The sequence below is a fragment of the Streptomyces sp. NPDC045968 genome (assembly GCF_056430475.1).
Window position 1 is genome coordinate 377,160 of record NZ_JBWKLF010000006.1, and the last position, 25,104, is coordinate 402,263.

Below are 25,104 nucleotides of genomic sequence, written 5' to 3' on the forward strand. Positions count from 1 at the left end.
AAGGACCCGGCCGCCCTTTACCTTCGTACGGTGAACGCCCCGCCGACCACCGCCCGGGGACCCCGCCGGCTCGGCTGGCCGAAAAGGGTCTTCTCCCAGGTCCTGCTGATCCAGCTGACCATCATCACCGGAGTCACGGTGCTGGTCACCGGCCTCTTCCTGGCCCCTCTCAGCGCCCAGCTCGACGACCAGGCGATGCGGCGCGCCCTCGCCATAGCTCAGAGCACCGCGGCCCAGTCCCAGATCGCCACGTCCTTGCTGACCACGGAGCCGACCCCGGGCGGCCCCGTGCAGAGCGCGGCCGAGCGGATCAGACGGGCCACCGGCGCGGAGTACGTCGTCGTGATGGACCGGCGCGGAGTGCGCTGGTCGCACACCGACAGCCGGCAGATCGGCAGAGTCGTCTCCACGGACCCCAGTGAGGCGCTCGCGGGCCAGGACGTCATGGAGATCGACAGCGGCACACTCGGCCGCTCCGCCCGCGGCAAGGTGCCGCTCCACGACGCCTCGGACCGGATCGTGGGGGCGGTCTCCGTCGGCATCGCGTACGACAGTGTCCGCGCCCGGCTGCTGGCGGCGATCCCCGGGCTGCTCGCCTACGCGGGCGGAGCGCTGGCGGTCGGTGCGCTCGCCGCGTACCTCATCTCCCGCCGGCTCCAGCGGCAGACCCATGACCTGGCGTTCTCCGACATCTCGGCGCTGCTCACGGAGCGCGAGGCGATGCTCCACAGCATCCGCGAAGGGGTCGTCGCGCTCGATGGGGCCGGACGCATCCGGCTGCTGAACGACGAGGCGCAGCGTCTGCTCGGCCTCGGTCCGGAGGCCGCGGGCCGCCCGCTCGACGAGGCGCTGGGCGAGGGCAGGACCGCGGACGTGCTGGCCGGCAGGGTGGTCGGTGACGACCTGCTGACCGTACGCGGCAGCCGCGTCCTGCTCGCCAACCGGATGCCGACCGACGACGGCGGGGCCGTGGCCACCCTCCGCGACCGCACGGAGCTCGAACACCTGGGCCGCGAGCTCGACTCCACCCGCGGCCTGATCGACGCGCTGCGCGCCCAGGACCACGAGCACGCCAACCGGCTGCACACCCTCCTGGGGCTGCTGGAGCTGGACATGCACGACGACGCGATGGAGTTCGTCACCGAGGTCGTCGGCGTCCACCGCGCGACCGCGGAGCAGGTGACCGAGCGGATCAACGATCCGCTGCTGGCCGCCCTCCTCGTCGGCAAGGCCACGGTCTCCGCCGAGCGCGGGGTCTCGCTGCGCATGGCGCCGGGCACCCTGCTCCCGGACCGGTTGGTGGACCCGCGGGGCCTGGTCACGGTCCTCGGCAATCTCGTCGACAACGCTCTGGACGCGGCCGCCGGGTCGGCGGACGCCCTCATCGAGGTGGGGCTGCGGGCGGAGGGGCGTACGGTGATTCTCCGGGTACGGGACAGCGGCGCCGGCGTACCGGCCGACCAGCGCGAATCCATCTTCACGGAGGGCTGGTCCACCAAGGAGCTCCCGGCGCACGGCAAACGCGGTCTGGGACTCGCGCTGGTACGACGGCTGGCGGAGCGCCAGGGCGGAAGCGTGGCCGTCGCCACGGCCGCGGAGGGCGGGGCCGTGTTCACGGTCGTCCTCCCGGAGGCCCTGCACCAGCCGGAGGCCCCCGAGGCTCCGGGCGCCCCACCGGCGACGACGGGAGAAGCCCCGTGATCGAGGTGCTGATCGTCGACGACGACGTCCGCGTCGCACAGATCAACGCGGCGTACGTCGCCAAGGTCCCCGGCTTCCGGGTGGCCGCCCAGGCCCACACCGCCGCCGAGGCGCTCGCCAGGATCGCGGAGGTTCCCGTCGACCTCGTCCTGCTCGACCACTACCTGCCCGACCGCAACGGCCTCTCCGTGGTCCAGGAACTCCGTGCGCTCGGCCACCACACGGACGTGATCATGGTGACCGCGGCCCGCGATGTGGCCACCGTCCAGGCCGCGATGCGCCACGGCGCGCTCCAGTACCTGGTGAAGCCGTTCACGTACGCGGGCCTGCGCACCAAGCTGGAGGCGTACGCGACCCTGCACCGGACGCTGGAAGGCGGCGGGGAGGCCGAGCAGACCGAGGTGGACCGGCTGTTCGGCGCCCTGTGGACCGTCGGCGAGCCCGACCTCCCCAAGGGACATTCACCGACCACGGCGGAACTCGTCCGGCAGGCGCTGCGGACCGCCGACCAGCCGCTCTCGGCACAGGAGATCGCGGAGAGCGCCGGGATGAGCCGCCAGACCGCGCAGCGCTACCTGAAACTGCTGGAGCGGACCGGGCGGGTCCGGCTGACCCTGAGATACGGCGAGACGGGCCGCCCGGAACACCGCTACACCTGGGCCACGGGCGGCTGACCCGGCCTGTTCACACCGCTCCCGCCCCGGTCAGGGAGCGGACCTCGGTCTCCGCGTGCCTGGCCTCGTCGGGGGGTTCCGCCGAGGTCACCGTGCCCAGCCATCCCGCCAGGAAGCCCAGCGGGATGGAGACGAGTCCGGGATTCTCCAGCGGGAAGAGCTGGAAGTCCACACCGGGGAAGAGCGAGGTGGGACTGCCCGAGACGACCGGTGAGAGCAGCACGAGCAGTACGGCGGGGACCAGACCGCCATAGACCGCCCAGACGGCTCCGCGCGTGGTGAACTTCCGCCAGAACAGCGAGTAGAGCAGGGCCGGCAGGTTGGCCGACGCCGCCACGGCGAAGGCCAGGCCGACCAGGAACGCCACGTTCAGGTCCTGGGCGAGAAGACCGAGCGCGATCGCGACCACACCGACGCCCGCGGCGGCGACCCTGGCCACCGCCACCTCGCTGTGCTGCTTGGCGCCGGGGCGCCTGAGCGAGGCGTAGAGGTCGTGGGCCACGGACGCCGACGAGGCCAGCGTGATCCCGGCGACGACCGCGAGGATGGTCGCGAAGGCGATGGCCGCGACCACGGCGAAGAGAACCGTTCCGCCGGTGGAACCCTCGCCTCCGCCGAGTACCAGGGCCAGCAGCGGGACAGCCGTGTTCCCGGAGGCGTTCGACGCCCGTACCTCCGCGGGGCCGACCAGCGCCGCCGCACCGAAGCCGAGCACGATCGTCATCAGATAGAAGCTGCCGATGAGTCCGATGGACCAGACGACCGAACGACGGGCGGCGCGGGCCGTGGGCACGGTGTAGAAGCGCGAGAGGATGTGCGGCAGACCTGCCGTGCCGAGCACCAGCGCCAGGCCCAGGCTGATGAAGTCGAAGCGGGCCGTCCAGCTGCCGCCGTACCGGAGCCCCGGCGCCAGGAAGTCCTTCCCGTGGCCGCTGCGTTCGGCGGCGGAGTTGAGCAGCGCGTTGACGTTGCCGTGGAAATGCACCAGCACGAGCACCGTGAGCGCGACGGCTCCCGCCATCAGCAGGACGGCCTTGACGATCTGGATCCAGGTGGTGGCCCGCATGCCGCCCAGCGACACGTAGATCACCATCAGGGCCCCGACCCCCACGACGGTCCAGGAGCGGGCGGCATCGCTCGTACCGCCGAGCAGCAGCGCCACGAGGCTGCCCGCACCCACCATCTGCGCCACCAGGTACAGCACGGAGACGGTGACGGACGAGGTGCCCACCGCGGTACGCACCGGTCGCTCCGCCATGCGCGCCGCGACCACGTCGGCGAGGGTGAACCGACCGCAGTTGCGGACGAGTTCGGCCACGAGGAGCAGGACGACCAGCCACGCGACGAGGAAGCCGACCGAGTAGAGCATGCCGTCGTATCCGAAGAGGGCGATCAGTCCGGAGATGCCGAGGAAGGACGCGGCCGACATGTAGTCACCCGCGATGGCGAATCCGTTCTCCATGGGTGAGAACAGCCGCCCGCCGGCGTAGAACTCCTCGGCCGAGCCCTGCCGGTTGCGGCCCACCCAGGTGGTGATGCCGAGCGTCACCGCGATGAACGCGCTGAACAGCAGGAGTGCCAGCGTCTGGTGGTCGCCGCCCCACCCGTCCCCGCTCAACGCCCGATCCCTCTCGTCATCTCCTGGGTGTCCCACCGCAGATCGAGCGCCGCCCGGTCCCTGCGCAGCCGCGCGTGGCGTGCGTACGCCCAGGTGAGGAGGAAGGTGGTGAGGAACTGGCCGAGTCCGGCGACCATCGCCACGTTGACGGCGCCGGCCACCGGGCGTGCCATCAGTTCGTGCGCCGTCGTCGCCACGACGACATAGGCGACGTACCAGAGGAGGAAGGCGACCGCCGCCGGGACCACGAAGCGCCGGTAACGGCGCCGCACTTCGCGGAACGCCTCGCTGCGCTGCACGTCCAGGTAGATCTCCGCCGCGCTGGGACCCTGGTGGGGCAGCGCGGGCCCGGGAGGCACCGCGGGCACACCGCTGCCCGTACCGTCCAGCTCGGCCCAGCCGGAGGGCGGCTCGTCGTACCACGGGTCGTCCGGTCGCACCGCTGCGGCCTCGAACCCTGCTTCCTTCTCCACCGAACAACTCCCTTGTCCACGGACCTTTTCGGCCGCATAGCCAAGAATGGGCAGATCGGGAAGATCCTGGGCACTTCATGCGCCGGACTTCACCTCTTCAGGTGACGATGCCCTGGTCGCTCGTGCGGTGGCCCGACTGTGCGTGTACCGCATGCGTCAGGGGCCCTCCCCGGATACGGAGAGGGCCCCTGAGCGCGCGCGGGGTGCTGAGCGTGTCAGACGTCGATGCGCGACCGGTCGAGCGTGGCGGCCGAGCTGGTGATGAACTCCTTGCGCGGCGCGACCTCGTTGCCCATCAGCAGATCGAACACCTGCTCCGAGGATTCGAGGTCGCCGATGTTGATCCGCCGCAGGGTGCGGTGCCGCGGGTCCATCGTGGTCTCCGCCAGCTGGTCCGCGTCCATCTCGCCGAGACCCTTGTAGCGCTGGATCGAGTCCTTGATCCGGACGTTCTTCCGCTGGAGCTCCAGCAGCGTCTGCCGCAGCTCGCCGTCGGAGTACGTGTAGATGTACTTGTCCTGGCCCTTCTTGGGCTGGACGAGCTCGATCCGGTGCAGCGGCGGTACCGCGGCGAAAACGCGTCCCGCCTCGACCATGGGCCGCATGTACCGCTGGAAGAGCGTCAGCAGCAGGCACCGGATGTGGGCACCGTCGACATCGGCGTCCACCAGCAGGACGATCTTGCCGTAACGGGCGGCGTCGATGTCGAAGGTCCGCCCCGACCCGGCTCCTATGACCTGGATGATGGCGCCGCACTCGGCGTTCTTGAGCATGTCCGAGACGGACGACTTCTGAACGTTGAGAATCTTGCCCCGGATCGGCAGCAGCGCCTGGAATTCGCTGTTCCGCGCCAGCTTGGCCGTACCGAGCGCCGAGTCGCCCTCCACGATGAAGAGCTCGCTGCGGCCCACGTCGTCGCTGCGGCAGTCGGCGAGCTTGGCGGGCAGCGAGGAGGACTCGAGCGCGGTCTTGCGACGCTGCGCGTCCTTGTGCTGACGGGCCGCGATCCTGGTACGGGCCGCCGCCACCGCCTTGTCCAGCACCGCCCTGGCCTGCGCCTTGGCGTCACGCTTGGTGGAGGTCAGGAACGCCTTGAGCTCCTTGGTCACCACGTTGGAGACGATCCGGTTGGCCGCCGAGGTGCCGAGCACCTCCTTGGTCTGCCCCTCGAACTGCGGCTCCGCCAGTCGTACGGTGACGACCGCCGTGAGGCCCTCCAGGGCGTCGTCCTTGACGATGTCGTCCTCGGCGACGCGCAGCAGCTTGGACGAGCGGAGCACCTCGTTGACCGTCTTGGTCACGGAGCGTTCGAATCCGGTGACATGCGTGCCGCCCTTGGGGGTGGCGATGATGTTCACGAAGGACTTGACGTTGGTGTCGTACCCGGTGCCCCAGCGCAGCGCGATGTCCACGCCGAGTTCCCGGGTCACCTCGGTGGGTGTCATGTGGCCGCGCTCGTCGAGAACCGGCACGGTCTCCTTGAAGGTGCCCGTCCCCGTCAGGCGCTGGATGTCGCAGACGGCCTTGTCCTGGGCGAGGTACTCACAGAATTCGCTGATGCCGCCGTCGAAACGGAACGTCTCTTCCGTCTTCCCCTCGCCGTCGAGACCGCGCTCGTCGCGGACGACGATGGTGAGGCCGGGGACGAGGAAGGCCGTCTGCCGGGCCCGCTGGTAGAGCGTCTCCAGGTTGAGCTTGGCGTCCTTCAGGAAGATCTGGCGGTCCGCCCAGTACCGCACCCGGGTACCCGTGCGGTTCTTCGGGACGCGCTTGCCCTTGCGCAGTCCGTTGGCCGGGTCGAACGGGCTGTCCGGGCCCTGCTCCGTGAACATCCCGGGAACCCCGCGCCGGAAGCTGATCGAGTGGGTCGAGCTGTTCCGGTCGACCTCGACGTCGAGCCGGGCGGAGAGCGCGTTGACGACGGACGCGCCCACGCCGTGCAGACCACCCGAAGCCGCGTACGAGCCGCCGCCGAACTTGCCGCCGGCGTGCAGCTTGGTCATGACGACCTCGATGCCGGAGAGCCCCGTCTTGGGCTCGACGTCGACCGGGATACCACGGCCGTTGTCCCGGACCTCGACGGAACCGTCGTCGTGGAGGATGACCTCGATCGCGTCGCAGTAGCCACCGAGTGCCTCGTCGACCGAGTTGTCGATGATCTCCCAGACGCAGTGCATGAGACCGCGGCTGTCGGTGGACCCGATGTACATCCCGGGGCGCTTGCGAACCGCCTCCAGCCCCTCAAGGACCAGAAGGTGCCGCGCGGTGTAGTTGGAGCTGTCCTTGTCCACGACGCCGCCCGCTCCGGTCAGCAGCGCAGTGGACGGCACGGACGTATCGGCGCTCACGCGGTTCGCTCCTCGCTGAATTTCATTTGGGGCCCACTGGGTAACGGGCTCGGCTTCGGTAGCCGCTGAGAGCCTACAGAGCCCTGGTAGAGCGGTTGTAACGCCACCCACGGGGAATCCTCATGCTAGTGCAGCCTCGCATGCACGTTCGATCATTCGTTGGAGTGACGTGGACATCACGTTCCCTTCGAGGCATGAACCATTTAGGCTCCGGGCACGTCCTCATCAACAACCCGGCAAGCCGGCCGGACGGACGGACCCACCAAGACAAGCAACGCGAAACCGTAGCGCTACGCAATACGGCACATTCGCCGCCAACCGGCAACAGACAGCCATCCTGAGAAGAAGTTTCGAAGAAAAGCCACGAGCGGGAACGTTTTCGGCCTGGTTGGATGTTGACCCTGGTACGACAGCTCGTCGAGCTAGAGAAGAGGCGACGTGACTACTGTTCTGACCCCCGCGAGCCCGCTGACCGCAGCAGACCGCTGTGACCGTTGCGGCGCCCAGGCATACCTGCGCGTCGTCCTCATCAGCGGCGGTGAACTGCTCTTCTGCGCCCACCACGGTCGCAAGTTCGAGCCGGAACTCAAGAAGATCGCCGCGGAAATACAGGATGAGACGGATCGGCTCACTGCCGTGCAGGCAAGTGCCGCCGACGAGGAACAACACTGACACCTCGCATCCACGACGAGCCAGGGTCCGGTTCCTGAATCGGCCGACGGGCGGCCTTCCCCGCTAGCACCAGGGGGAAGCCGCCCGTTCTCATGCCCTGTGCACGATGCCGGTCAGCGACCGGCCATCCAGCCGATGGCCGCGGAAATCCGCGTGTACACACCCGGACTGCCCGCCTGCCCGCACCCGCTGCCCCAGGAGACCAGGCCCACAAGCCGCCCACGGGCCACCAGAGGCCCTCCGCTGTCCCCCTGGCACGCATCGCGCCCGCCCTCCGGATCGCCCGCACAGAGCATCGTCGTGGCGTCGTACGTGCCCTCCTGGCCGCCCGGGTACGCCTGCTCGCACATCCCGTCCGGCAGCACCTGCACCGGGGCCGCGCGCAGAGCGGAGGCGTAGGCGCCGCCTCCCGTGGTGTCGCCCCACCCGTAGACCGCCGCACGCGTGCCCGGCTCGTAGGCCGCGTCTCCCGCCTTCGCCATCCGGATGACGCTGCTCTCCGGCAGTTTCCCCGACAGCGTGAGCACCGCCAGGTCGCCCGCGTTCACGTCGGGGTCGTAACCGGGATTGACCCACGCGTCCCGTACGGCGATCTCCTGGCCCCCCGCCCCGAGCAGTTCGTCCCGGCCGGCGATGACCAGCAGGTCGCGGAGCTGGCTCACGTCGGCGCCGAGGACCTCGTTCCCGAGGCAGTGCGCTGCTGTGAGGACCTTGGTCGGCGCGATCACCACACCCCCGCAGAACTGACCGGCCCTGGTTCCTCCGAACCGGTCACGGCTCGACAGGGCCACGACCCAGGGGCTGTCCGCGACGTGTGCCGGCTGTCCGCCGACGACGATGCTGTCCGCGGCTGCCGGCACCGGCGCGCCCAGGGGCAGCACGGCGGCGGCAGCCGTCAGGGCGAGCGCCCCGGTCACGGTACGGAGGACGGTACGGGACATGGGGACTCCTGACGCTGTGGTGGGCAAGGTCCACTCAGAGTCATCCAGCCTGCCCCGGTCCGCATGCGCGCAAAAGGCCGAGGGCCCGGCTTCCCCCATGGGGTCCGGGCCCTCGGCCTGCGTACGCGTACGACTTAGTCGAGATAGTCGCGCAGCACCTGCGAACGCGACGGGTGACGCAGCTTCGACATGGTCTTCGACTCGATCTGACGGATGCGCTCACGCGTCACGCCGTAGACCTTGCCGATCTCGTCGAGCGTCTTCGGCTGACCGTCGGTGAGGCCGAAGCGCATCGAGACCACGCCGGCCTCGCGCTCGGAGAGCGTGTCGAGCACCGAGTGCAGCTGCTCCTGGAGCAGCGTGAAGCTGACCGCGTCGGCCGGAACGACCGCCTCGGAGTCCTCGATCAGGTCTCCGAACTCGCTGTCGCCGTCCTCACCCAGCGGGGTGTGGAGGGAGATCGGCTCACGACCGTACTTCTGGACCTCGATGACCTTCTCAGGGGTCATGTCGAGCTCCTTGGCCAGCTCCTCCGGGGTGGGCTCACGGCCCAGGTCCTGGAGCATCTGGCGCTGCACGCGCGCGAGCTTGTTGATGACCTCGACCATGTGCACCGGAATACGGATGGTGCGGGCCTGGTCGGCCATGGCGCGGGTGATGGCCTGACGAATCCACCAGGTGGCGTACGTGGAGAACTTGTAGCCCTTGGTGTAGTCGAACTTCTCGACCGCGCGGATCAGACCCAGGTTGCCCTCCTGGATCAGGTCCAGGAAGAGCATGCCCCGGCCGGTGTAGCGCTTGGCCAGGGAGACCACGAGGCGGAGGTTGGCCTCCAGCAGGTGGTTCTTGGCGCGGCGGCCGTCCTCGGCGATGATCTCCAGCTCGCGCTTGAGCTTCGGAGCGAGCTTGTCGGAATTCGCCAGCTTGTCCTCGGCGAACAGGCCCGCCTCGATGCGCTTGGCGAGCTCGACCTCCTGCTCGGCGTTGAGGAGCGGGACCTTGCCGATCTGCTTCAGATAGTCCTTGACGGGGTCGGCCGTGGCGCCGGCGACGGCGACCTGCTGCGCGGGTGCGTCGTCCTCGTCGTCATCGGAGAGGACGAAGCCCTTGTTCTCGCCCTCGCCCTCCTCTTCCTCACCCTTGCCGGCCTTGACGTCCTCGACCGGCTCGTCGCCGTCCAGGAGCTCGTCGTCCTGCTTGCCGGACTTCTTCGCCGCTGTCTTCTTCGCTGCCGTCTTCTTCACGGCAGTCTTCTTGGCAGCCGTCTTCTTGGCTGCCGCCTTCTTCGCCGGAGCGGTGGCGTCGTCGGCCGCCGCATCCGCACTCTCGGCCGCCGGGGCGGCAGTGGCCGCGACGGTCCTCGTCACGGTCGTCTTGGCCGCGACAGTCTTGGTGGCGGTGCGCTTGACCGGGCTCTTCGCTGCGACGCTCTTGCGGGCGCGCTTCGGCGACTCCGCGGCACTGACCATCAGCGTCACACCCTCTTCCTCGAGGATCTGGTTGAGGCTGCGCAGAACATTCTTCCACTGGGTTGGCGGAATCTGGTCAGCCTCGAAGGCCCGACGCACGTCATCGCCGGCGATCTGCCCATCAGCCTTTCCCCGCTCGATGAGCGCCATCACAGACTCGGACTCGGCGATCTCCGGCGGGAGCGTACGGGATGTGCTGGCCGACACGAACAACCTCTCGGAACGATGGAAACGGCTTCCGGCCCGGCCCCTGAGAGGGCTGGAACCGACGACCGTCGGCGGGGGATGTTGCCGACGGCGCGGGCTTGGCCTCAGAACTGCACAGCGCACTGGGTAGCTGCTGTATTCCTTCCGCGACGGTCACCTCTTAAGTCATCGCACTGTTTCGAGGAGTGTTACGCCCAATCCGCGTGGCCCGAGTCACACCTCATTTGCGACGAACAGTGCCAGAGGTGACATCTCTCCACAATTGTGCCGCCGGATCACGGTGATCCGGCGACACGTGGTCCGTACACCCCGGCCGCGCTGCGCTCAGTGCTCGCGCGGCGCGGGAACCACTCGCTCCACTTCCGGGTGGACCATCAGCAACTGGCGCATCGCGGCCTCCGCGCCGCTGGAATCACCTGTCGCGAGGGCCTCGACGATGCGCGCGTGGTGACCGAGCGACGCCTCGGTCGGGCGGTCACAGCCGGTGACGGGCGCGCCGGACACCTGGAGCGCGGCCGAGACGATGCCTGAGAGGTGCTCCAGCATGCGGTTGCCCGCGGCCTGGATCAGAAGGGCGTGGAACTCCGCGTCGGCCCGCGAGAAGGTGATCCCGTCACCCTGCGCCATCGCGTGGCCCATGATCTCCACCATGTCGCCGAGCCGCTGTTGAAGGTCCTCGCGGCCGTGGCCCGCGGCCAGCCGGGCGGCAAGCGGCTCGATGGTCCAGCGGAGCTCTCCGAGCTCCCTGCGCTGGTCGTCGCGCGACGGGCCGAACGCCCGCCATTCGATGATGTCGGGGTCCAGCAGATTCCAGTCGCTGACCGGGCGGACCCTGGTGCCCACGTTCGGACGGGCGCTGACCAGGCCCTTGGCCTCCAGGACGCGCAGCGACTCGCGCACGACGGTGCGGGAGACCTCGAAGCGCTGGCCGATCTCCTCCGGTACGAGCGGGCGGTCGGCGCCCAGATCCCCGGAAACGATCATCTGGCCCAGCTGCTGAACAAGCTGGCCGTGGAGACCACGGCCTCGACTGGCCGCCCCTCGTCGGCTCGCCCGTCCCAACTCGGAATCGGTACCGCCCCAGGAACGCAGCGCGGCGCGTTCGCCGGCCGGCGCCTCCGCGTAGGGGTAGCGGTCGAGTTCGCCCGAGCCGGCAAGGCCGGATTCGACGGAGCGGGCGGCGGTCATCATGGTGTGCGCAAGGGTACTCACGCATCCTTTGTCGGCGCGGCCCGCTCACCCCTTGAGGTCTTTGGTGAAAAGCACACGAAAGGGTGATCGGCGCCTGCCCCGCAATTGACGCCATATATGTATAAAGCGGGCATTTCCAAGGGAGTTATGGGCGGCTCGTCGCCATCTGACGCCCGTGTGATCACCAACGGGCCCTTCCTCGAAGGCTGGTGATCACATACGCGCAGATCAGAGCTGACAACGACAGGGAAAACGCCGCCCCCACCGGCTGCGCCACGACCTTCACGACACCCAGCACCCACCGGTCGGCTTCGTACGGCCACTGCAGCCAGGTCAGCTCACGCAACCTGCCCGGAAGTCCGGCGATCGAGCGGGCGGACGGACCCGCCAGTACCTTCTGGACGAGCGGGACGACGAGAACGGGTACGGCCAGAACGGCGGCGATTCCGGCTCCGGTGACCCGGAAGATGCCGGCGGCGAGCAGCCCAGCCCAGGCGCAGCCGACCGTGAGACCGGCCCAACTCACGGCCAGCGGGACGGCGTTCGACGGCACCTTGGCCAAGTCGTCGGCGTACACGAGTCGCAGTGCCTGCGCGTCGGCCAGCACCACCAGCGCCGCGAGCAGGAGTCCGACGCCCGCCGAGACCATCAGCTTGGCCACGAGCAGGCCGATCCGGCGCGGGACGGTTCCCCGGCCGGCGGACAGCGCGGGATAGCGGAACTCGTCCCCGAAGGAGAGTGCGCCCAGCAGGCCGGCGCCGAGAGCGGCAGGGGGCAGCGGCAACAGGGCCGGCCAGGCGGCCAGGAGCTTCGGCAGGGGCGTTCCGCCGGAGCGGGCGAGCAGGACGGACAGTCCTGCGGAGATCACCAGAACCGCCGCCATGATCACGGTCGTTGTCCGCACGCCGAAGAGCCGGCGCAGTTCGTAGCGGATCGGACGGAGCGGGCCGCGCGCCGGGCGTACCGGGATCGGCGGGGGCAGTTCGGAGAGCGCGACGGACGACTCCGGGTGCCCGGCCTTCGCCCGGGGCGCGACGGCGGGACCGGCGTCACCGACCTCGTCGGCGAGTTGATGTACGGGGACCCCGTGCCGGAACGCCGTGTCCCCGATCTCCGCGCAGCTGCTCCCGTACACCGACAGCCGGCAGCTCTCCTCGGCGACGACCTCGACGGAGCGCTGCGCAGCGCGTGCCTCGCGGCTGACCACCGCGGCGAGGCGGGCGGCGTGCGGTGTGCGGACGGCGACGCGCGGGCGCAGTCGCGTACGGGAGAAGTCGGCGACGTCCTGGTCGGCGACGAGGCGCCCTTCGTCGATGGTGACGACCCGGTCGGCCGTGCGAGCGGCTTCCTTGGGGTCGCTGGTCGTGTGCAGGACCGTTCCCCCCTGGGCGGCGTGCGCGCGCAGCAGCCCGTACAACCAGCTGGTCTCGCGCGGCGAAAGCCCTTCCGCGGGCTCGTCGAGCACGAGCGTGTGGGGGTCGCCGAGCAGCGCGGAGGCGAGGCCGAGCCGGCGGTCCATGCCGACCGAGAGGGTCCCGATGCGCTGGTCCCCGAGTCCGGCGAGACCGACCACCTCGAGCACGTCGTCCGCCCGGGACGCGGGCACGCCGGCGGCGGCGCAGAGCATCCGGAGCTGGCCGCGGGCCGTACGCGCGGGGTGGCCTGGTACGTCTCCGAGGAGCACCCCCACCTCGCGGGGCGGGTGGCCGATGCGGTGGAGGGGCCGCCCCCGGAAGTAGGTGACACCCCGCCCCGGTTCGAGTTCGAGCATCAGGCGCAGGGCCGTGGTCTTGCCGGAACCCGGGGCGCCGAGCAGCGTGGTGACACGGCCGGGACCGGCTTCGAAGGTCAGATCGGCCACGGCGGGCGGAAGGTCGCGGCGGGGGCGGCTGGTGAGTCCGATGGCCTGGAGCATCGCTTCTCTCGCGGAAGGTGAGACCGCTCGGCGGCTGGGTGGGTACCGCAGCAACATAACGCGACAATTCCGACTTTTTGTGCAGCGCGAACCTACGGGTGTTCCGCACGTTCGAGCTCCGGGCGCCCACCGGCCGTCCGCGAGGGGGCTGCTGGGCGACCGTGGGACGGCCTCGGGCTCAGACTTCCGGCCTCAGCATGGGCGGGTTGAGCACGGTGGCCGCGCCCGCGCGGAACAACTGGGCGGGACGGCCGCCCTGCCGGGTGGTCGTCCCCCCGGACGGGACCAGGAAGCCGGGGGTGCCGGTGACCTTGCGATGGAAGTTACGGGGGTCGAGGACCACGCCCCATACGGCCTCGTAGACCCGGCGCAGCTCACCGACCGTGAACTCCGGCGGGCAGAACGCCGTGGCCAGCGAGGAGTATTCGATCTTCGAACGGGCGCGCTCGACGCCGTCGGCGAGGATCTGGGCGTGGTCGAAGGCCAGCGGTGCGGACTGCTCACCCTCGCGGTCCAACCCGCCCCCGGCACCGAGCAGGTCCTCGACGGGCGCCCAGCGGGCGCTGTGGGCATCACCTCCCGCACGCGGCGCGGGCAGGTCGGGAGCCAGCGCGAGATGGGCCACGCTGACGACCCGCATACGGGGGTCGCGCCCGGGGTCTCCATAGGTCGCGAGCTGTTCGAGATGCGCGCCGTTTCCGACAGCCGGGGCCTCCGGATCGTGAGCGCACAGCCCGGTCTCCTCGACGAGCTCACGGGCTGCCGCGGCGGCGAGATCCTCATCGGCCCTGACGAATCCACCGGGCAGCGCCCATCTGCCCTGGAACGGCGTCTCACCACGGCGTACGACCAGCGCGCAGAGCGCGTGACGGCGCACGGTGAGCACAACCAGGTCGACGGTGACAGCGAAGGGCGGGAAGGTCGACGGGTCGTAGGGCGGCATGCCGTGATCATAGTCGTCTGCCTGACGATAAACAGTCCCTTCGTCACGCTCGTCGTCACCCGTTAACACCTTCCCGACGCGACCCGGCCCGTCATGCCTGCCTCCCGCCCCCTGCGTCACACCCCCAGCTGAAGTCCGGCAGCCGCTTCCTCGATCATCCCGAGTCCGAGCCGGCTGATCCGCACGGCGAACGGCTCGCCTGCCAGACGCAGCCCGGACAGCTGGACGGCCCCCAGCGGGGCGCACCGGACCGGTCGCAGCGAGACCGTCGCCGCCGGCACGTCCGGGCGGATACCCGCGAGCGTGGTGACCAGGTGGACTCCGGCGGCCGCCGCGACGGCGGCCGGACGGCAGGCCGTCGGGTGGGGCGCGGGAGCACTGCCCGCACGGCGCTGTTCCCCCGCGTACATCTCGGGGAGGCGGTAGCCGAAGGCCCCAGCGGCACCGAGGACCCCCCGCAGCAGACTGCTCGCCTCCTTCTCGTATCCGGCAGCGGCCAGCCCCGCGCAGGCGACCGCCGTCTCGTGCACCCGTACAGCACCGGAGCGGTGGCCGAACGGGTTGTGACCAGGCTCCTTCGTCCCGAGTGTGCGCAGCCCCCAGCCCGAGTCCAGTGCCGGTCCGCCGAAGAGCCTGGCCAGCCGGCCGGTCCGTTCCGCGTCCAGCAGACCGGGGGCGAGCCGCCCTCCACCCAGCAGGCCGGTGTCCAGCAGATGGGCCGCGCCGCTGCCGGGGTGCGGCACGGCCTGCCCTGTGCCGTCGCGCGCCGCGGCGGGGCAGCCGCCCGCGTGGTCGTCGATCCAGAAGTCGGCCCTGAACCGGCTCCGCAGCGCGCCGGCCCATTCGCGCCATACGTCGCCGCCTCCCCGTCCGCACTCGTCGAGCAGTTCGGCACCGAGCAGGGCGGCCCGGTGGGCGTGGGCCTGAATCTCGGCGCGCCGGAATCCGTCGGGGCCGCCGTCCGGGACCAGCCCGTCGCCCTCCGACGCGGTACGCAGCCACCGCAGGCACCGCTCCGCCGCGGGAAGCAGACCGGCCACCTCCTGTTCAGGCAGCCCCCAGCGACGTGCCTCCGCGAGCACGGCCGGAAAGGCGAGTGTCGCCTCGACACCCGTGCAGCTGGGCGGGAGCCGGGGACCCGCGTCCCGGAGCGGCCCGGGGATACGCCCGTGATCGGGACCAGTGCCTCGCAGTTGCGAACGGGCAAGCGTGCGCAACGTGGACGCCGCGAGTCCCGTACCGAGCGGCAGCGCCATGCGCGCGGCCCACAGCGCCTCGGCCGGAGCGGGGCCGCAGCGCCAGGGAACCCCGGCCGCCAGCCAGCCTTCGGCCGGGTGCTGCTCGCCGCTGACGAGCAGTGCCCGGAGGTCTCCGAGCCCCGTCCGCACGAGCGGCTCGACCCGGGGGTCGTCCGCTTCTGCCCACACGTCGGCGGACAGCCGGTTCGCGGGTCTTCCCTGAGTGCGTCCCCGGCGCTCGACGCGAACGGTCAGCTCAATGCCGTACGAGTCCCCGGGCGCGAGCACCACGTCCCAGCGCAGCAGCCCCGCGGAGGCCACCGCGTCCTGGGGCGGGGGCTCGGCTGTGACGGCGCAGCCGATGCCGTCCGAGGCCGTCCAGCGCAGTCCCGAGCCATACACGCTGGCGACCCGCTCCGGTCCCGGCCTGCCGCTCGCGATGGCACCGAGCTCCACGAGATCGGTGGCCAGGGTGATCTCGACGGGCAGCCGGCGAGTACGGGCCGACGCGCTGCGCAGGGTGATCCGTTCGATGCCTTCGGCCTGGCGCGTCCGCTCGACGGTGATCTCGGGATCCGGTCCGGTGTCGCCCGCCGTACGCACCACCCCCAGGAAGCGCGCGCTGCCGGAGGTGACCATGCCGCCCTGGACGGCGATGGGTTCCCGTCCGCCCACGCGCAGCTGACAACGGGAGAGCAGCCTGCGGCCGGACCGGTAGAAGCCCTCCAGACCCTGTCCGGTGAGCTGACCGTGGTCCGCCGAGACGGCCATCGACGGCAGCGCGACGCTGATGACGGCCAGGTGCGCGGAGGGCGGTTCACGCATACGCCGGTCCGCGCCCGGCCCTGGCCCGCCGGGCCCCGGCCCACGTCCGGGTCCAGGCCGGAGGGCACCGACAGGTCCGACAGGTCCGACAGGTCCGACAGGTCCCACGGCATCCTCCGGCCCGGCCGGCCCCGCAGGAGCGGCAGATCCGGCGGCGCGCACGGGCGGAACGGCGGTGGCGCGGGCCGCCGACGTGGGGCGGCGGAGGTGCGGAGCGGGAGAGGAGACCGCGGACTCGGGGTCTCCGGGAGGGACGGTGAGGGCCATGGTGGTCTTTCTGCGCCGTCCGTGCGCTCCGGACAGCCGCTGTGTCTGCGACGCCACGGGTCGTGCGACTCCGCCACCCCCGTGAACGGCTTCACGGGCCGCCCGGTCACGGCTGTCATCGGTCGCTCCTGCTCCCACGCCTGCCCTGACGCTTGGCATCCCGTACCCGGCGACGCACCCCCACGGGTCCGGGCCCGGTGTCGCCGCCCGGTGCGGTCCTGCGCCGCTTCGCCACTTGCGAGGGAAGGGTCCGAGGCCTGGGACGCCTGCCCGGACGCCGGCCGTCCCGGCCTCCGTGGATCTCGCGGCTGTCGTGGCGCTCCTCCCCCGCCCCCGCGGTGCGCTCGCCCCGCAGACAACGGCGCAATGTCTCCGGGTTGAGGCCTTCGTTGCATGCCTGATGGAGCAGTTGCGCGAAGGTGTAGTCGGGGTCGGCGCGCAGCGCGAGCCCCAGAGCCACCCTGGCCGCCGGCTCGTCACCGGTGGACCACGAGACCCACCCGGCCAGAGTCAGCGGCGCGGCCGCGTGTTCCACGTAAGGGCCGACGCAGCGGCGGGCGAGAGCCCGCCACAGACGCAGCGCGGACGCCGCTCCGGGGCCTTCCATCCATTCCGCCGCCTTGTCCCTCGTCTCCCGGTCCTGGAGCCCGAGAATCACCGCGGCGGCCTCGTCGTGGCTGATCAGACGGTCGTCGTTCGCGTCCCCAGCGGACGGCGGACCGGTGGGAGCCCGGCCGAGACGGTCCATGAGCGCGTGCGCGAGCTCCAGCGTCTCCCCCGCCACTTCGGCCCGGCCCTCGGTGTCCAGAATTCTGGACACAAGGACGGCCCCCGCCGAGTCCAGTGCCTGTTGCTGACCGTCCGCTCCGGCGGTCTCCAGCGGCGCCAGCCGCGCCTCCATGTCGCGCAGTGATCCGCGCACATGAATGCCCGCGTAGGCGGCTGCCGCCGCCATGACCGTCGTGCCCGGCAGGGCCAGGGGGTTTCCCTCCTCCGGACAGCACCTGGCGTCCGGGCAGCAGTACGACCAGTAGCGCCCGCCGGAGATGCAGAGCGCTTCCAGTACGGGCACGTCGAGCGTCCCGCACGCCGTGCGCAACAGCTGCGCGAACGGCCTCAGCCGCTCCATCGTCTGGTGACCTGTCACTCCGTCCGCCGGGTCCTGGCAGAGGAAGACGACGATCGCGTCGGGCCGGGAGCCGCGCCGCTCGCTGCCCGAGACCAGGCATTCGGCGAGCTGGTCGGCGACGGGCTCCCACTCCTTCGGCGACCGCGGAATCCCGAGCCTGAGACGCCCGCCGAAACGTCCCCGACCGCCGTGCAGGGCCACCATGACCACGCTGTCGTCGGGATGGAAACCCATGAGGTACGGAAGGGCGTCGGCGAGTTCGGCGGGACCGCGCAGGGTGATCTGCTGCTCGTCGGCCGGTCCGGTGGATTCGTGGTGCTTGTTCATGGCATGACCGTCCCGCGACCGGCCGAATTCCGAAACCCCCTGTGGATAACTTGTCCACAGGCGCGGCTCCGTCGTTCGTGGTTTGTCGTACCCATCGGGTTGCATGGGGGTATGACCAACCCAGACCGCGCAGAGCTCAGGGCTTCGGCCGATTCCGTACTCGCCCGACTCGTCGGGGACCCCACCGGCACGGCCCGGCTGCGCGAGGACCAGTGGCGGGCCATCGAGGCCCTCGTCGCCGACAAGCGCAGAGCGCTGGTCGTGCAGCGGACCGGCTGGGGAAAGTCCGCCGTGTACTTCGTCGCGACCTCGCTGCTGCGTGCGCAGGGCAGTGGCCCGACCGTGATCGTCTCGCCGCTGCTGGCCCTGATGCGCAACCAGGTCGCGGCGGCGGCCAGGGCCGGAATCAGCGCACGCACGATCAACTCGTCGAACACCGAGGAGTGGGACACCGTCCAGGCCGAGGTCGCCGCAGGCGAGGTGGACGTTCTGCTGGTCAGTCCCGAGCGGCTCAACAACCCCGATTTCCGTGACCAGGTCCTGCCGAAGCTCGCTGCCGCGACCGGGCTGCTCGTGGTCGACGAGGCGCACTGCATCTCGGACTGGGGCCATGACTTCCGGCCGGACTACCGCCGGCTGCGGACGATGCTCGCCGATCTGCCCGCGGGTGTCCCCGTGCTGGCCACCACGGCGACCGCCAATTCCCGGGTCACCGCGGATGTCGCGGAGCAGCTGGGCACCGGAGCGGGCACCGACGCGCTGGTCCTGCGGGGCGCGCTGGACCGGGAGAGCCTCAGTCTCAGCGTGCTCAAGCTCCCCAATGCCGCGCATCGGCTGGCGTGGCTGGGAGATCATCTCGGCGAGCTTCCGGGCTCGGGGATCATCTACACGCTGACGGTCGCCGCCGCCGAGGAGATCACGGCCTATCTGCGTCACTGCGGCCACACCGTCGCCTCGTACACCGGACGGACCGAGAACGCCGACCGGCAGCAGGCCGAGGACGATCTGCTGGCCAACCGTGTGAAGGCCCTGGTCGCCACCTCCGCGCTCGGTATGGGATTCGACAAGCCCGACCTGGGCTTCGTCGTCCACCTGGGATCACCCTCCTCCCCCATCGCGTACTACCAGCAGGTCGGGCGTGCGGGGCGTGGAGTCGAGCACGCGGAGGTGCTGCTGCTGCCGGGCAAGGAGGACGAAGCGATCTGGCAGTACTTCGCCTCGGTCGCCTTCCCTCCCGAGGAGCAGGTGCGGCGGACCATCGACGCGCTCGCCCAGGCGGGGCGGCCCGTCTCCCTGCCCGCCCTGGAGCCGTTGGTCGATCTTCGGCGCACCAGGCTGGAGACGATGCTCAAGGTGCTGGACGTCGATGGTGCGGTCAAGCGGGTCAAGGGCGGCTGGATCGCCACGGGCGAGCCCTGGGTCTACGACTCCGAGCGCTATGCCTGGGTCGCCAAGCAGCGTGCCGCCGAGCAGCAGGCCATGCGGGACTACGCCTCCACCACCGCCTGCCGTATGGAGTTCCTCCGGCGTCAGCTGGACGACGACGAGGCGACGGCCTGCGGGCGCTGCGACAACTGCGTGGGGGCGCGGTTCGACGACAAGGTGTCCACGGCCGCGCTGGACGGCGCGCGCGGTGAACTCGGGCGCCCCGGTGTCGAGGTGGAGCCCCGGAAGATGTGGCCGACCGGCCTCCCCGCCGTCGGAGTGGACCTCAAGGGCCGTATCCCGGTGGGAGAGCAGTCGTTCACGGGCCGGGCGCTCGGGCGGCTCTCCGACATCGGCTGGGGAAACAGGCTGCGCCCCATGCTGGCGGCACAGGCACCGGACGCCCCGGTCCCGGACGATGTGGCGGCGGCGGTGGTCACCGTCCTGGCGGACTGGGCGAAGGGGCCCGGTGGTTGGGCCTCGAGGAGCGCTGACGCCTCCCCCCGCCCCGTCGGTGTCGTGACGGTCGCCTCACGCCGCAGGCCCCAGCTCGTCCAGTCCCTCGGCAGCCGTATCGCCGAGGTGGGCAGGATGCCCTTCCTCGGCACCGTCACGTACGCGCCGGGGACCGAAGACGTACGCATCTCGCAGACGAACAGCGCCCAGCGGGTGCGGGCCCTGCACGAGGCGCTCGTCGTGGAACCGGAACTGGCAGAAGCGATCGCCTCGGCTGGAGGCCCCGTCCTGCTCGTGGACGATCTCTCCGACACCGGATGGACACTCGCCGTGGCCTCGCGACTGCTGCGCAGGGCAGGAGCGGAAGGCGTGTTTCCGCTGGTCCTCGCCATTCAGGCGTGACAGGTGGCGTCGAAGGGGCACTGTCTGGGCAGGGATATCAGTGTCATTCCGGCTGATTCCCGTCAGCCGAGCCAATTGCTCGTTGCCGCCCGCCGGTACGCCAGGAAGAATTGGAATCGCTCCCCGCACGGTCCTTTCGCGGCCCGGAAGGGCTGTGCCGCGGCGCGCCCTCACTCGACCCTGCCCGCACCGTGGGCGCGTAGCGAAGGGAGGACCGTGACCTTCGGATTCGCCCCGTCCCAAGCCTCTTCGATGCCAACGTCCTCGGCGTCCGCAGGCTCCGTCAACAACCTTGCCAGAACACTCGAACCAGCCGAATGGGCCTCGGCCGGCATACCGCTGCTGCGGAGCCCCCGCGAGGTCGTCAGTGGTCTTCACGCCCGCCACCGGCCGACTCCGACGACGGCCGTCGTGGCCGTTCTCGACCCCGAGGAACGCCTCACGGCCAGCGCCTCGTTCGCCCGGCGGACGACGGTGGCCGCGGACGGGTGGGAGTTCCGCAACGCGCTGCTGGCCCATCTGCGCCGGGTCATGCCGCACGACCTGCGGCGCCGTACCCCCATCCGTACGGCGGTGCTGCTCTACTGCCGCGACGGCGACGAGCGTTGGACGGAGGAGGACGGTGCGTGGATGTGGGGCCTGCGGGACGCCTGCACGCTGCACGGCCTGCGCTGCGGGGCGTACATCACGCTGACCCGGGGAGGCTGGCAGGTGCTGGGCGAGGGGCGGGGCGGGCGTCGGCCCAGCTCCATATCGCCGGCCTCCAACCTCTCCGAAGCCTTCGTGGATCTCGATCCGTCCCCGCAGCGCACCGGTGGCGGCGCGGCGGACGCCCTGCGGCGGACCGCCGCCCGCTGAACGCACACGGTCCCGGCCACCCTCTCGGGCAGCCGGGACCCCATGACGTACGGCTCAGACCGCCGCGCCGAGCACGGAGTTGATCTTCTGCGGGTCCCCGCACACGATCAGCAGCACGTCGGCACGGTCCCGCGCCACGGGAAGTGCGCGGGCGGTGGCGTCGTCCACGTCACCGTTGACCGCGACCACGACCACCGGGCGGGACGCGGCACGGCCGGCCGCCGCGAGGTGAGCGAAGAAGACGTCGTCGCCGGCGTCGTGCTGCGCCCAGTAGGCGGCCTCTCCGAAGGAGATCTCGTGCGCGGCCCAGGGGTGCACCTCACCCGTGGTGAGGACCAGGATGTCGCCCGGTGCGCGACCCGAGTCGAGCAGCAGGTCGACTGCCTCGTCGGCCGCGTCGAGTGCGCCACCGGCCGGGGCCGGAATCACCTGGAGCTGCGGCGCGGAACGATTCTCCGGCTGGGCCGGGCCCGAAGCGGAGGCAGCGCTAGTGGATGTGGGCTGCGGGCGCTGCGCCGGGGGCGCAGGCCGCGCGGGGCCGGGGCCCGGACGCCCGGGACGCGGCGTGGCCGCGGAACGCGGACCTGGTACGGGACGGGGGGTCGGCGCGGTGCGGCCGGCGGCCGGAGCGACGCGGGGACCCTGGGCACTCTCGTGAATCTGAGGCTCCTCGGGGATGAGAGGCATGAATAGGTGACTGTCGAGCGCCGACGCTTCGGACGTCAGCGCGTGGGTACGTGCGCGATCAGAAGTCGAAGCCGAGCTGGCCCCCGCTTTCCAGTGCAGCCGCCTCGGCGGAGAAACGGACCTTCTTCAGGTGCTGCCACCTGGGCAACGCATCAAGATAGGACCAGGAGAGGCGGTGATGGGGCGTGGGCCCCCGCTCCTCCAGTGCGGCCCTGTGTACCGGCGACGGGTATCCCGCGTTGGCGCCGAAGGCAAAGTCTGTGTACTCCCCTGAGTCCGCGCCCAGTTCGGCCATCATCGTGTCCCGGTGGACCTTCGCGATCACCGAAGCGGCGGCGACCGCGATACAGGACTGGTCCCCCTTGATCACGGTGCGGACCTGCCAGGGCTCTCCCAGGTAGTCGTGCTTGCCGTCGAGGATCACCGCGTCCGGCCGCACGGGCAGGCCCTCAAGGGCCCTCACTGCTGCCAGCCGGAGCGCCGCGGTCATTCCGAGGGTGTCGATCTCCTGCGGCGAGGCGTGTCCCAGCCCGTAGGCCGTGACCCACTTCTCCAGCAGCGGAGCCAGTTCCGCGCGGCGCTTGGGACTGATCAGCTTCGAGTCCGTGAGCCCCTCCGGCGGTCGACGAAGCCCGGTGACGGCCGCGCAGACGGTGACAGGGCCGGCCCACGCTCCGCGTCCGACCTCGTCGACACCGGCGACGGTCCTGGCACCGGTGGTAGCGCGCAGTGAGCGCTCGACGGTGTGCGTGGGTGGTTCGTACGGCATGGCGCCAGCAAGCGTACGCCGATGACTACGGCAAGAACACCCCGGGGCACCCGCTCCCTGCCACTCCTGCGCGCCCCGCCGTCCGTCACGTCGAGGACCGGACCGGGAACACGGCCGTCAGCGGTGATCGGACCGCAGTATCGGCATCATCACCTGGTCGATCATCCGGGCGATCTCCTCGTCCGGCCATTCACTTCCGCACACCTTGGTCCGGTACATCATCATGGCCGGGATCACGTCGAACGCCATGTCGTTCACGGCCTCCGGGCGCACCTCACCACGCCCCACACCTCGGCCGACGACCTTGCGGAAGAGTTCGGTCGAAGGCTCGATCACTCCGCTCATGATCACGCCATGGAAGCGTTCGGCTGCCCTCACGTCACACTCGTGAAGCACTGACCGCAGTGCGATTCCCGGCGCCGACAGCATCGCGTCGCGAAGCCGCCGGCACACCTCGTACAGGTCGTCGCGAATCCCGCCGCAGTCGCGGGCGTCGTCCAGCGGCGGCAGCCCCGCGCGCAGCGCGTCCACGACCAGATCCTCCTTCGAAGGCCATCGCCGGTACACGGCGGCCTTACCGGTCTGGGCGCCGGCCGCCACGCCCTCCATCGTCAGCCCGTTCCAGCCGACCGTACTCAGTTGCTCGAGGGCGGCGTCGAGGATTGCCCGTTCCAGCACGGGTCCGCGGCGACGCAGTGACACCGGGCGATGCCGAGCGGCAGCAGCCGGGCGCGAAGTAGCCATCAGTCGATCTCCATCACGACGGGGAGAAGAGCGGATCGGCGCGTTCCGGGGGGAACCGGCCGACAGCGTCGGGCATCCCGTCGACGGCAGTCTCAGTGAACGCTTGCGTTCACTAACGGGGACTCACTACCGTTGACGAGACAGTGAACGGATCCGTTCACTAATTCACTTGTGGGGGACCCATAGTGACAACCTCTCAGTTAGAAAAACAGGGCAATCCGGGCGCGGCCCGCCGGGAGGGGCGCCCGGGGATCGCACTGACCGTCATTGCCGCATGTCAGCTGATGGTCGTGCTCGATGCCACCATCGTCAACATCGCACTTCCGCATATTCAGGATGCACTCAGCTTCTCGACGACCGATCTCTCCTGGGTCCTGAGCTCCTACACGCTCACCTTCGGCGGTCTGCTGCTGCTCGGCGGCCGGGCCGGCGACATCCTGGGGCGCCGCCGGGTCTTCATGACCGGAATCATCGTCTTCACTCTCGCCTCGCTCCTGGGCGGACTCGCCCAGGAGCCCTGGCAGTTGCTGGCCGCACGGGCGTTGCAGGGTGTCGGCGGGGCCATCGCCTCACCGACCTCGCTGGCACTGATCACCACCACGTTCCGCGAAGGACCCGAACGCAACCGCGCGTTCGGGGTGTTCGCCGCGGTGTCGGCGGGTGGTGGCGCGATCGGACTGCTGACCGGCGGCATGCTCACCGAGTGGCTGGACTGGCGCTGGGTCCTCTTCGTCAACGTACCGATCGGTGTGCTGATCGCGGTCCTCGCTCCCGTCTACATCAGCGAGTCGGAGAAGCACCCCGGCCGCTTCGACGTCTCCGGGGCTCTGACCTCGACGCTCGGCATGGCCTCGCTGGTGTACGGGTTCATCCGCGCCTCGGAAGAGGGCTGGCGCGACACGCTCACCGTGTCGTCGTTCGGCGCGGCGGTGCTGCTGCTCGCGGCCTTCGTGCTCATCGAGTCACGCGCGAAGGAACCGATCACTCCACTGCGGATGTTCGCCGACCGCAACCGCTCGGGCACCTACATGATCATGCTCAGCCTGGCCGCGGCCATGTTCGGCATGTTCTTCTTCATCGTGCTGTTCGTGCAGAACGTCCTGGACTACAGCCCGATCGAATCAGGCCTGGCGTTCCTCCCGGTGACCGTCGCGATCATCACGGGTGCCGGACTCTCACAGCGGCTCCTGCCGGTGCTGGGCCCCAAACCCTTCATGGTCACGGGGTCGACGATCACCGGGCTCGGACTCTTCTGGCAGACGCTCATCTCGCCGGACAGCTCCTATGTGAGCGGAGTGCTCGGCCCCATGCTTCTGTTCGGCTTCGGAATGGGGCTGAACTTCGTCACGCTGACGCTGACCGCCGTGTCCGGCGTCGCGCCGCATGAGGCCGGGGCGGCGTCGAGCCTGCTCAACGCGAGCCAGCAGGTGGGTGGTTCGCTCGGCCTGTCCATCCTCGTCACCGTCTTCGGCACGGCGAGCCGCAACGAGGCGGAGAAGCAGGTCCCGCTGTTCATGGCACAGGCGACGCCGGAGCAGCAGGCGGAGTTCGCCCGAACCCATGAGCTGCCCGCACCGTGGGGCAACGAGGTGCTCACACAGGGCATCGCCACGGCGTTCACCGCGGCCGTGGCGATGGCCGCGATCGCACTGCTCACGGCGCTTCTGGTCATCCGGGTACGCAAGAGCGACCTGGAAGCACTGAGCGGAAACTCCGCAGCGGCCGGTCCGGCCGCCTAGGGCGTGTCCGCGCGGGGGGGGGGGGGGGGGGGGGGGGGAAGAAGGGGAAAACCAGGACACGAGGGAGGGGGCCGGGAGGGAGGAGG

19 protein-coding genes are annotated in these 25,104 nt (G+C 70.5%); 6 read left to right on the plus strand and 13 right to left on the minus strand.

What is annotated here, in order from left to right:
• Nucleotides 1–30 precede the first annotated feature (30 nt).
• On the plus strand, nucleotides 31–1,701 hold the full coding sequence (locus AC07FA_RS19995; RefSeq protein ID WP_479077080.1) for a sensor histidine kinase: 1,671 nt from the start codon (nucleotides 31–33) through the stop codon (nucleotides 1,699–1,701).
• Nucleotides 1,698–2,375 (plus strand): DUF7342 family protein, encoded by a 678-nt coding sequence (locus AC07FA_RS20000; RefSeq protein WP_479077082.1) that lies wholly within the window; start codon nucleotides 1,698–1,700, stop codon nucleotides 2,373–2,375. Before AC07FA_RS19995 ends, AC07FA_RS20000 begins: the two co-directional genes overlap by 4 nt.
• Nucleotides 2,376–2,385: 10 nt before the next feature.
• On the opposite strand, the gene AC07FA_RS20005 is transcribed toward AC07FA_RS20000, so the two are convergent.
• The 3 genes from AC07FA_RS20005 to AC07FA_RS20015 all read right to left on the minus strand — a co-directional run bounded on the left by AC07FA_RS20005 (nucleotide 2,386) and on the right by AC07FA_RS20015 (nucleotide 6,814).
• Nucleotides 2,386–3,993 carry a solute symporter family protein gene (locus AC07FA_RS20005; RefSeq protein ID WP_479077084.1) on the minus strand — a complete coding sequence of 536 codons (1,608 nt, stop codon included), beginning with the start codon at nucleotides 3,991–3,993 and terminating at the stop codon, nucleotides 2,386–2,388.
• Nucleotides 3,990–4,433, minus strand: coding sequence for a DUF485 domain-containing protein (locus AC07FA_RS20010; protein WP_479077244.1), 444 nt, complete (start codon nucleotides 4,431–4,433; stop codon nucleotides 3,990–3,992). The genes AC07FA_RS20005 and AC07FA_RS20010 overlap by 4 nt, the downstream gene beginning before the upstream one ends.
• Nucleotides 4,434–4,681: 248 nt before the next feature.
• The gene (locus tag AC07FA_RS20015) at nucleotides 4,682–6,814 is read right to left on the minus strand and encodes a DNA gyrase/topoisomerase IV subunit B (protein WP_479077085.1); all 2,133 of its coding nucleotides are present in this window, start codon (nucleotides 6,812–6,814) and stop codon (nucleotides 4,682–4,684) included.
• Nucleotides 6,815–7,252: 438 nt separating this feature from the next.
• Between AC07FA_RS20015 and AC07FA_RS20020 the strand changes: the two genes are divergently transcribed.
• Complete coding sequence (locus AC07FA_RS20020) at nucleotides 7,253–7,486, plus strand: DUF7455 domain-containing protein (RefSeq protein ID WP_014153643.1); 234 nt, start codon at nucleotides 7,253–7,255, stop codon at nucleotides 7,484–7,486.
• Nucleotides 7,487–7,599: 113 nt separating this feature from the next.
• On the opposite strand, the gene AC07FA_RS20025 is transcribed toward AC07FA_RS20020, so the two are convergent.
• The 7 genes from AC07FA_RS20025 to AC07FA_RS20055 all read right to left on the minus strand — a co-directional run bounded on the left by AC07FA_RS20025 (nucleotide 7,600) and on the right by AC07FA_RS20055 (nucleotide 17,938).
• A complete protein-coding gene (locus AC07FA_RS20025) occupies nucleotides 7,600–8,427 on the minus strand; it encodes a serine protease (protein WP_479077086.1) in 828 nt (275 codons plus the stop codon).
• Nucleotides 8,428–8,561: 134 nt separating this feature from the next.
• Complete coding sequence (locus tag AC07FA_RS20030) at nucleotides 8,562–10,103, minus strand: RNA polymerase sigma factor (protein ID WP_479077087.1); 1,542 nt, start codon at nucleotides 10,101–10,103, stop codon at nucleotides 8,562–8,564.
• Nucleotides 10,104–10,427: 324 nt separating this feature from the next.
• Complete coding sequence (locus AC07FA_RS20035) at nucleotides 10,428–11,315, minus strand: FadR/GntR family transcriptional regulator (RefSeq protein WP_479077089.1); 888 nt, start codon at nucleotides 11,313–11,315, stop codon at nucleotides 10,428–10,430.
• A gap of 160 nt (nucleotides 11,316–11,475) precedes the next feature.
• A complete protein-coding gene (locus tag AC07FA_RS20040) occupies nucleotides 11,476–13,209 on the minus strand; it encodes an ATP-binding cassette domain-containing protein (protein WP_479077090.1) in 1,734 nt (577 codons plus the stop codon).
• Between the two features lie 178 nt (nucleotides 13,210–13,387).
• Nucleotides 13,388–14,152 (minus strand): NUDIX hydrolase, encoded by a 765-nt coding sequence (locus tag AC07FA_RS20045; RefSeq protein ID WP_479077091.1) that lies wholly within the window; start codon nucleotides 14,150–14,152, stop codon nucleotides 13,388–13,390.
• Nucleotides 14,153–14,268: 116 nt separating this feature from the next.
• Nucleotides 14,269–16,215, minus strand: a complete 1,947-nt coding sequence (locus AC07FA_RS20050) for a glycogen debranching N-terminal domain-containing protein (protein WP_479077093.1) — start codon at nucleotides 16,213–16,215, stop codon at nucleotides 14,269–14,271.
• A 382-nt stretch (nucleotides 16,216–16,597) separates the two neighbouring features.
• Complete coding sequence (locus tag AC07FA_RS20055; protein ID WP_479077094.1) at nucleotides 16,598–17,938, minus strand: DUF4192 domain-containing protein; 1,341 nt, start codon at nucleotides 17,936–17,938, stop codon at nucleotides 16,598–16,600.
• A gap of 111 nt (nucleotides 17,939–18,049) precedes the next feature.
• Here AC07FA_RS20055 and AC07FA_RS20060 point away from each other — a divergent pair, with 111 nt between their 5' ends.
• Together AC07FA_RS20060 and AC07FA_RS20065 are read left to right on the plus strand one after the other, a co-directional pair.
• Entirely contained in the window at nucleotides 18,050–20,221 is a 2,172-nt protein-coding gene (locus AC07FA_RS20060) for a RecQ family ATP-dependent DNA helicase (RefSeq protein WP_479077095.1), read from the plus strand.
• A 216-nt stretch (nucleotides 20,222–20,437) separates the two neighbouring features.
• Entirely contained in the window at nucleotides 20,438–21,079 is a 642-nt protein-coding gene (locus AC07FA_RS20065) for a hypothetical protein (RefSeq protein ID WP_479077096.1), read from the plus strand.
• Nucleotides 21,080–21,133: 54 nt separating this feature from the next.
• Here the strand turns inward: AC07FA_RS20065 and AC07FA_RS20070 are convergent, their stop codons facing one another.
• The 3 genes from AC07FA_RS20070 to AC07FA_RS20080 all read right to left on the minus strand — a co-directional run bounded on the left by AC07FA_RS20070 (nucleotide 21,134) and on the right by AC07FA_RS20080 (nucleotide 23,279).
• Complete coding sequence (locus AC07FA_RS20070) at nucleotides 21,134–21,766, minus strand: hypothetical protein (RefSeq protein WP_479077097.1); 633 nt, start codon at nucleotides 21,764–21,766, stop codon at nucleotides 21,134–21,136.
• 58 nt (nucleotides 21,767–21,824) lie between these two features.
• The gene (locus tag AC07FA_RS20075) at nucleotides 21,825–22,535 is read right to left on the minus strand and encodes a ribonuclease HII (RefSeq protein ID WP_479077098.1); all 711 of its coding nucleotides are present in this window, start codon (nucleotides 22,533–22,535) and stop codon (nucleotides 21,825–21,827) included.
• Nucleotides 22,536–22,652: 117 nt separating this feature from the next.
• The gene (locus tag AC07FA_RS20080; protein ID WP_479077100.1) at nucleotides 22,653–23,279 is read right to left on the minus strand and encodes a TetR/AcrR family transcriptional regulator; all 627 of its coding nucleotides are present in this window, start codon (nucleotides 23,277–23,279) and stop codon (nucleotides 22,653–22,655) included.
• Between the two features lie 185 nt (nucleotides 23,280–23,464).
• Here AC07FA_RS20080 and AC07FA_RS20085 point away from each other — a divergent pair, with 185 nt between their 5' ends.
• A complete protein-coding gene (locus tag AC07FA_RS20085; RefSeq protein ID WP_479077101.1) occupies nucleotides 23,465–25,018 on the plus strand; it encodes an MFS transporter in 1,554 nt (517 codons plus the stop codon).
• The last annotated feature ends 86 nt before the right edge of the window (nucleotides 25,019–25,104 follow it).